Annotated in this window: 4 protein-coding genes, 3 tRNA genes, 3 rRNA genes and 1 pseudogene; 8 read left to right on the top strand and 3 right to left on the bottom strand. The window is 53.2% G+C overall.

Annotation, left to right across the window (positions count from 1 at the left end):
- The first annotated feature begins 412 nt into the window (after positions 1-412).
- The 7 genes from GO984_RS22105 (at position 413) to GO984_RS23945 (ending at position 6,502) form a co-directional block, all read left to right on the top strand.
- Positions 413-1,879, top strand: a 16S ribosomal RNA gene (locus GO984_RS22105).
- Between the two features lie 263 nt (positions 1,880-2,142).
- A tRNA-Ile gene (locus GO984_RS22100) sits at positions 2,143-2,219 on the top strand.
- Positions 2,220-2,241: 22 nt separating this feature from the next.
- Positions 2,242-2,317, top strand: a tRNA-Ala gene (locus GO984_RS22095).
- 444 nt (positions 2,318-2,761) lie between these two features.
- Positions 2,762-5,594: ribosomal RNA gene (locus tag GO984_RS22090) — 23S ribosomal RNA — on the top strand.
- 163 nt (positions 5,595-5,757) lie between these two features.
- Positions 5,758-5,872 (top strand): 5S ribosomal RNA (gene rrf, locus GO984_RS22085).
- Together the 16S, 23S and 5S rRNA genes with 3 tRNA genes alongside form the textbook arrangement of a ribosomal RNA operon.
- Positions 5,873-5,920: 48 nt before the next feature.
- Positions 5,921-5,997 (top strand) — tRNA-Met (locus GO984_RS22080).
- 322 nt (positions 5,998-6,319) lie between these two features.
- Positions 6,320-6,502 carry a hypothetical protein gene (locus GO984_RS23945; protein WP_342448125.1) on the top strand — a complete coding sequence of 61 codons (183 nt, stop codon included), beginning with the start codon at positions 6,320-6,322 and terminating at the stop codon, positions 6,500-6,502.
- 147 nt (positions 6,503-6,649) lie between these two features.
- Here the strand turns inward: GO984_RS23945 and GO984_RS23940 are convergent.
- The 3 genes and pseudogenes from GO984_RS23940 to GO984_RS22070 all read right to left on the bottom strand — a co-directional run.
- Positions 6,650-7,105 (bottom strand): annotated as a pseudogene (locus tag GO984_RS23940) (recombinase family protein); the annotation flags it as partial.
- Positions 7,106-7,205: 100 nt separating this feature from the next.
- Positions 7,206-7,691: a recombinase family protein gene (locus tag GO984_RS23725; protein ID WP_245231217.1), complete on the bottom strand. Its 486-nt coding sequence runs from the start codon at positions 7,689-7,691 to the stop codon at positions 7,206-7,208.
- Entirely contained in the window at positions 7,688-7,843 is a 156-nt protein-coding gene (locus GO984_RS22070; protein ID WP_157024712.1) for a hypothetical protein, read from the bottom strand. Before GO984_RS22070 ends, GO984_RS23725 begins: the two co-directional genes overlap by 4 nt.
- Positions 7,844-8,095: 252 nt before the next feature.
- Here GO984_RS22070 and GO984_RS22065 point away from each other — a divergent pair.
- Positions 8,096-8,339, top strand: a 244-nt coding sequence (locus GO984_RS22065; protein ID WP_157024711.1) for a hypothetical protein, incomplete at its 3' end; no start/stop codon positions are given.

Below are 8,339 nucleotides of genomic sequence, written 5' to 3'. Positions count from 1 at the left end.
ACCCTAGAACCCCCCTTACCGGCGGCGCTGAGGCGCTGGTGGGGACGCTTCGGAGAGACGGAGGGACGGGCTGGAGAGACAGTTGGACGCCTCGGAGAGACGGGGATTGAAGATTAGGATTGGCGGGCGCGCTGAGAGATTGGCGCATCTGTTTGATTTTTGTCTTCTTGCTCTTTGACAAATTATATATCTGAAGAGATATGTGGGCGGTTTGGTTCATTCGATGGATCAACCTGTGCATATATCAACGCTGGTAGGGTTTCGACCCGATGACCAGTGTCAGCTTCACTGTTTGGACGGCTTTTGTTTCTTTGGAAACTTGAGCACAACCAAACGGTTAAACTGTCCCATTTGAACGATGGGACGATATGTGCAGAGGTTCGACGTCAAGGATAGCATTGTAAGATGCTTTCAACTTGAGAGTTTGATCCTGGCTCAGAACGAACGCTGGCGGCAGGCCTAACACATGCAAGTCGAGCGCACCCCTTCGGGGGCGAGCGGCGGACGGGTTAGTAACGCGTGGGAATGTACCCTTCACTAAGGAATAGCCTCTGGAAACGGAGAGTAATACCTTATACGCCCTTCGGGGGAAAGATTTATCGGTGAAGGATCAGCCCGCGTAAGATTAGATAGTTGGTGGGGTAATGGCCTACCAAGTCTACGATCTTTAGCTGGTTTTAGAGGATGATCAGCAACACTGGGACTGAGACACGGCCCAGACTCCTACGGGAGGCAGCAGTGGGGAATCTTGGACAATGGGCGCAAGCCTGATCCAGCCATGCCGCGTGTGTGATGAAGGCCTTAGGGTCGTAAAGCACTTTCGCTAGAGATGATAATGACAGTATCTAGTAAAGAAGTCCCGGCTAACTCCGTGCCAGCAGCCGCGGTAATACGGAGGGGACTAGCGTTGTTCGGAATTACTGGGCGTAAAGCGTACGTAGGCGGATCAGAAAGTATGGGGTGAAATCCCAGGGCTCAACCCTGGAACTGCCTCATAAACTCCTGGTCTAGAGTTCGAGAGAGGTGAGTGGAATTCCGAGTGTAGAGGTGAAATTCGTAGATATTCGGAGGAACACCAGTGGCGAAGGCGGCTCACTGGCTCGATACTGACGCTGAGGTACGAAAGTGTGGGGAGCAAACAGGATTAGATACCCTGGTAGTCCACACCGTAAACGATGAATGCCAGTCGTCGGGTAGCATGCTATTCGGTGACACACCTAACGGATTAAGCATTCCGCCTGGGGAGTACGGTCGCAAGATTAAAACTCAAAGGAATTGACGGGGGCCCGCACAAGCGGTGGAGCATGTGGTTTAATTCGAAGCAACGCGCAGAACCTTACCAACCCTTGACATCCTAGGACAACTCCAGAGATGGAGCCTTCCTTCGGGACCTAGTGACAGGTGCTGCATGGCTGTCGTCAGCTCGTGTCGTGAGATGTTCGGTTAAGTCCGGCAACGAGCGCAACCCACATCCTTAGTTGCCAGCAGGTTAAGCTGGGCACTCTAGGGAAACTGCCCGTGATAAGCGGGAGGAAGGTGTGGATGACGTCAAGTCCTCATGGCCCTTACGGGTTGGGCTACACACGTGCTACAATGGCAGTGACAATGAGTTAATCTCAAAAAACTGTCTCAGTTCGGATTGGGGTCTGCAACTCGACCCCATGAAGTCGGAATCGCTAGTAATCGCGTAACAGCATGACGCGGTGAATACGTTCCCGGGCCTTGTACACACCGCCCGTCACACCATGGGAGTTGGGTCTACCCGAAGGCCGTGTGCCAACCTCTTCGGAGGGGGCAGCGGACCACGGTGGGTTCAGCGACTGGGGTGAAGTCGTAACAAGGTAGCCGTAGGGGAACCTGCGGCTGGATCACCTCCTTTCTAAGGATGTTTCTAGCCAGATCAGCTTGCTGATCTCATGAAACACTTAGCAGATCTCCTCTTCTCACGAAGGGGCACTCGAAATGAGTGAATGATCATAGAGACGCAAGTCTCAGTTTGGGTTCACAGAGCTCAAACAGAGCCAGGCCGTCCTCATATCTCTTCAGAAACTGCGGCAGCAGCCGTTATCGGCAGCTGTTCGGTGACGTAACCATGAGTGCTGCTCGCACACGGGTTTTGTTTTGTTTTGCAAAACGGAAACCGGGTCGGTAGCTCAGGTGGTTAGAGCGCACGCCTGATAAGCGTGAGGTCGGAGGTTCAAGTCCTCCTCGACCCACCATCATCCCGAAGGGGATTATTTTGGGGCCTTAGCTCAGCTGGGAGAGCGCCTGATTTGCATTCAGGAGGTCAGGAGTTCGATCCTCCTAGGCTCCACCATTCCCTTGTTAGAACACATCTTCAAACGTTCGGTTCGAATGTTTGAACGTCTGTTCTACAGACGCAGCTTCGTAAGAAGCTTTGACATCGTTTAGAGAGATACAATCAACAACACTGTTGGTCACCCGAGTGAGGGTCTGACCTCAGTTTGGTGCTGATTACCCTTCGGGGTATGACGCGAGCTTTTGCATGATCCCTTTCCTCGGATCCGCTTAAGTCTGCCAGTCTGAAACGACAGCGTTGTCCAAGTTAAGTACACTAACCCGAGCACGTCTTCAGTCTCCTCCCGCACGGATGGGGACTGCATACGGGACGTGCTCAAATTGTTCGCTTCACCGACATGAAGCGAGCGGGAAAGTATGCTTTTGATCTCAGAATGAAGAGGGCGGTTTCTTACCAGCTTCCGCTCTTGTGATAGACGCAAGTCTTTCTATTTCTGGATCAAATCAAGCGCGAGAAGGGCGTTTGGTGAATGCCTTGGCAGTAAGAGGCGATGAAAGACGTGATACTCTGCGATAAGTCATGGGGAGCTGAGAATAAGCTTTGATCCATGAATTTCTGAATGGGGCAACCCACCTGATACTTTGTTATTGTCAGCCGCAAGGTTGTCAATAATGAGGTAAACCAGGTATTTTTAACCTGAATACATAGGGTTAAAAAGGCAAACCCGGGGAACTGAAACATCTAAGTACCCGGAGGAAAGGAAATCAATTGATACTCCCCTAGTAGCGGCGAGCGAACGGGGACCAGCCGAGCCTTGAGTGTGAGAAGAACATGTTGGGAAGCATGACCATAGCGGGTGATAGTCCCGTATTCGAAGCATGATAGGACGTATTAAGTAGGGCGGAACACGTGAAATTCTGTCTGAAGATCGGAGGACCACCTTCGAAGGCTAAGTACTCCTTACTGACCGATAGTGAACCAGTACCGTGAGGGAAAGGTGAAAAGCACCCCGACGAGGGGAGTGAAACAGTACCTGAAACCGAACGCCTACAATCAGTTGGAGGGCCCTTGCGGCCTGACAGCGTACCTTTTGTATAATGGGTCATCGACTTGGTCTATCTAGCAAGCTTAAGCCGTTAGGTGTAGGCGCAGCGAAAGCGAGTCTTAATAGGGCGAATGAGTTAGATGGATCAGACCCGAAACCGAGTGATCTTGGCATGGCCAGGTTGAAGGTGCAGTAACATGCACTGGAGGACCGAACCCACATCTGTTGAAAAAGATCGGGATGAGCTGTGCCAAGGGGTGAAAGGCCAATCAAACTCGGAGATAGCTGGTTCTCTGCGAAATCTATTTAGGTAGAGCGTCATCCGAATACCCCGGGGGGTAGAGCACTGGATGGGCAATGGGGGCATACAGCCTTACTGACCCTAACCAAACTCCGAATACCCGGGAGTACTAGATGGCAGACACACTGCGGATGCTAACGTCCGTAGTGAAGAGGGAAACAACCCTGACCTCCGGCTAAGGCCCCTAATTCATGGCTAAGTGGGAAAGCAGGTGGGACGACCAAAACAACCAGGAGGTTGGCTTAGAAGCAGCCATCCTTTAAAGATAGCGTAACAGCTCACTGGTCTAATTAAGTTGTCCTGCGGCGAAGATGTAACGGGGCTCAAGCCATGAGCCGAAGCCGAGGATGCACATAGTGCATGGTAGCAGAGCGTAGTGTGACATAGATCCTATCCTCTTTAGTCTTCTTCGGAAGGCCTTGGAGGACCGGATCTTTCGATGAAGCGGGGGCGTGAGCCATCCCGTGGAGAGATCACTAGTGAGAATGATGACATGAGTAGCGACAAAGAGTGTGAGAGACACTCTCGCCGAAAATCCAAGGGTTCCTGCTTAAAGCTAATCTGAGCAGGGTAAGCCGACCCCTAAGGCGAGGCCGAAAGGCGTAGTCGATGGGAACCAGGTTAATATTCCTGGGCCAGGAAGTGGTGACGGATCTCAGAGGTAGTTCATCCTTATTGGATTGAATGGGCTGCTGAGAGGTCCCTGGAAATAGCCCTTCCATGAGATCGTACCCTAAACCGACACAGGTGGATAGGTAGAGAATACCAAGGCGCTTGAGAGAACTATGTTGAAGGAACTCGGCAAAATACCTCCGTAAGTTCGCGAGAAGGAGGCCCGGTTCCTACGCAAGTGGGAGCTGGGGGCACAAACCAGGGGGTGGCGACTGTTTATTAAAAACACAGGGCTCTGCGAAGTCGCAAGACGACGTATAGGGTCTGACGCCTGCCCGGTGCCTGAAGGTTAAAAGGAGGAGTGAGAGCTCTGAATTGAAGCCCAGGTAAACGGCGGCCGTAACTATAACGGTCCTAAGGTAGCGAAATTCCTTGTCGGGTAAGTTCCGACCTGCACGAATGGCGTAACGACTTCCCCGCTGTCTCCAACATAGACTCAGCGAAATTGAATTGCCTGTCAAGATGCAGGCTTCCCGCGGTTAGACGGAAAGACCCCGTGCACCTTTACTACAGCTTCACATTGGCATTAGGCCGAGCATGTGCAGGATAGGTGGTGGGCTTCGAAACCAAAACGCCAGTTTTGGTGGAGCCTCCCTTGAGATACCACCCTTGCTCTGCTTGATGTCTAACCGCGGTCCATTATCTGGATCCGGGACCCTGTGTGGCGGGTAGTTTGACTGGGGCGGTCGCCTCCTAAAGCGTAACGGAGGCGCGCGAAGGTTGGCTCAGAGCGGTCGGAAATCGCTCGTTGAGTGCAATGGCAGAAGCCAGCCTGACTGCGAGACTGACAAGTCGAGCAGAGACGAAAGTCGGCCATAGTGATCCGGTGGTCCCGAGTGGAAGGGCCATCGCTCAACGGATAAAAGGTACGCCGGGGATAACAGGCTGATACTGCCCAAGAGTCCATATCGACGGCAGTGTTTGGCACCTCGATGTCGGCTCATCTCATCCTGGGGCTGGAGCAGGTCCCAAGGGTACGGCTGTTCGCCGTTTAAAGAGGTACGTGAGCTGGGTTTAGAACGTCGTGAGACAGTTCGGTCCCTATCTGCCGTGGGTGTAGGATACTTGAGAGGAGTTGCCCCTAGTACGAGAGGACCGGGGTGAACGTTCCACTGGTGGACCAGTTGTCGTGCCAACGGCAGTGCTGGGTAGCTATGAACGGACAGGATAACCGCTGAAGGCATCTAAGCGGGAAGCCCCCCTCAAAACAAGGTATCCCTGAGGACCGAGGTAGACCACCTCGTCGATAGGCCAGAGATGTAAGTGCGGTAACGCATTCAGTTGACTGGTACTAATGGTCCGATAGGCTTGATTTGATCCAGTAATAGACAGACTGATAAATCAGAAACTCTGTGAACGACTATCAAAGCATACATTCCAAGTGGCTGAAATCAGCAGCCACTATAAACAGAACAAAACTTAATCTGGACAACATGTTGATTGTACCGCTCTGAAATGAGCGGACTGGTTCTTATTCGGTTTGGTGGTCATAGCGCAAGTGATACACCCGGTCCCATCCCGAACCCGGAAGTTAAGCACTGTTGCGCCGATGGTACTGCGTCTTAAGGCGTGGGAGAGTAGGGCACCGCCAAACCTAATAAGAACCAGATCTCTCAAAACGATGAAACCTATTCGACCCTGTCGCGGGATGGAGCAGCCCGGTAGCTCGTCAGGCTCATAACCTGAAGGTCGTAGGTTCAAATCCTACTCCCGCAACCAGGTCTACTTGTGAAGTAGAGCCCAACGTCAAAGCCCCTTCGGGGGCTTTTGTCGTTCTACCGCTAAGCTCCTGATGCACTTGTTGAAGTTTGGAAAGCTCCGCCGCAACGCGGGCGCTTTCCGACGAGGTTGCGACCGACAGGATACCTGCCAGATCTCCAATCAGATCAACCGTCAGTTCTTCACCCGTCTCGTTGGGGGTGAGGACTACTCGGTCGATCATTGCGCGCAGATGCTGTGACGCTTCCGTGCGTGTCTCCGGGTTGTTCATGGTCTCCATCAGGCCGCGCACTTCCTTGTGGTAGCGCTCCGCCATATTGGGGTGAAAGATGACCTTCTCTTCTTCCTGAGTGGACAGCAGTTGTTCCAGCTCATTGAGGCGGTTGTTGACGATGACAGCGCGGTCTTTGATCATCTCTGCTGGCACGCCATCGCAGATGGACTGTACGATCTTTTGCTTCTCGCGTTCCAGCTTGCGCTGTTCCTTGATGAAGTCATTGCGTGAGGCGTTGTGTTGGCTGCGCAGGGCATTCATTCGCTTGGTGTATTCTGCACAGAAGGCAGCCACCAGGCGTTCATCCATCAGGTTCTTGTTGAGGGCGTTCAGAACCGTCTGTTCCAGATCTTCGCGCTTGATGGTGAGGCTATTGCGACAGGTGCCCTTGTTCTTCGCTGTGGAACAGGCCAGGCGCGTTTGGTTGTGCATCGCGAAACCCCCGCCGCAGCAGCCGCATTTGACGAGGTGCGACAGCAGGTAAGTTGGGCGATTGCGCTTGTGCAGCGGTTTGTCTTTGCGGTTGTAGACGCCTTGCTGGGTTTTGACTTTGTCCCACAGGCTCTGATCGATGATGCGCAGGTCCGGCACATCGGTGATCACCCATTTGTCCTCTGGATTGGGGCGGGAGACGCGTTTGCCAGTCTCTGGGTTTTTGATGTAACGCAGCCGGTTCCAGACTTGGCGGCCTATATAAAGCTCATTGTTCAAAATGCCTGTGCCGCGTTCTCGGTTGCCATATATGGTGCTAGGCCCCTAGGTGCCTCCGTTGGGGGCAGGGACCTTCTCAGCGTTCAGCTGTTTGGCCAAGGCGGCGGGGGATGTGCCGGTCACATAGGCATTGAAGATCCGCTGGACGATTTTGGCCTGTGCTTCGTTGATTTTGCGCCCGCCGCGCTCAATGGTGCCGTCCGGGCCAACCTCATGGGAAATGTCATACCCGTAGACAAGGCCCCCCGCTTTTGCCTTTGAGTGCACGGCCCTGCAGACCTCGGCGGGTTTTGGCGGCCAGCTCCTTGAGGAACATGGCCCCCATTGTCCCGCTGAACCCGATGTGCAGCTCGTTGATGAACCCCTCAGAGAGGGTGAATATTTGTTGGTCGTTGAAACGCAGATGCTTGAAGACTTTGGCAGCGCCCTCAAGGTCACGGCTGACCCGGTCCAGGGCCTCAGAGATCACGATATCAAAGTGGCCTGTCGGAGCGGCTGCCATCAGTGCCTGAATACCGGGACGGAATAGGCTCTCTCCTGAAATTGCATGATCAGTGTAGCACTCGACAACTGTCCAGCCTTCGGCCACGGCGCGTTGTTGGCAGACGTGGATCTGGTCTTCGATGGATTTATCCGTCTGAAGGTCAGATGAATATCTGGCGTAGATCGCCACTCTTTTGGCTGTTATGTTTGTCTCTATCGTTGTCATGGTGCGTGTCCTTTATCCAGGCTGTTTGGTTCATCACGCGCCGTGCTGTCTGTTTTGAGATGCTCTGCAAAATCCGCTTCCGCCGCTGCCCGCGCGAGGAAACGCACCAGATCCAGCAGTCGATCATCGACCTCTGCTGGGGCTGCGCTCATTCGAGTCTCTCGTGGGTTGGCCTTGTTGGTCAACGGATTTTTCCTTTCTGCCCACAGGCAATTTGCCGGGGCTACTTGTTGTCGTTCTCCTTTGCGCTTTGCATAGATCTGGAACATAAGCGGAACAACATAGCGCCAGTATCCTGAAATCGTTAGCAAAATCGCAATTGAGCACATACGTAGGCAGAAGCTTAGCCGTCCTTTGCGGACAGGGCTGCTGGTAGAGCGCGGGTAATTACGGGTATTTTTTGAATGTCAGAATTCCATGAAGTTGATTGGCAGAATGCTTCGGTTCAGGACCGGATCGCACCGAACAAGGTGCTCTTTCGTTTGATGGTGCAGCTCTCCAAGAAGCTGGATGTCCACTTTGATGTCTTGCTTGAAGAGGCGCAGGAAAAGCCGGTCACTACGGCGGGAGATCCGCACCGAAACTTCCGGCGCGGTGAGATCGCAAAGGAAAGGTCGCACAAGATCCATGAGTGGATCGCACGCAATC

This window comes from Parasedimentitalea huanghaiensis (assembly GCF_009753675.1).
Lineage (GTDB): Bacteria > Pseudomonadota > Alphaproteobacteria > Rhodobacterales > Rhodobacteraceae > Parasedimentitalea > Parasedimentitalea huanghaiensis.
The sequence above is the reverse complement of the archived record's forward strand: the minus strand, read 5'-3'. Positions and strand labels throughout refer to the sequence as shown.

Excerpts from the sequence above, each read along its gene's own strand:
- GO984_RS23725 (WP_245231217.1), bottom strand. The coding sequence starts at position 7,691 with ATGACAACGATAGAGACAAACATAACAGCCAAAAGAGTGGCGATCTAC.
- GO984_RS22070 (WP_157024712.1), bottom strand. The coding sequence starts at position 7,843 with ATGAGCGCAGCCCCAGCAGAGGTCGATGATCGACTGCTGGATCTGGTG.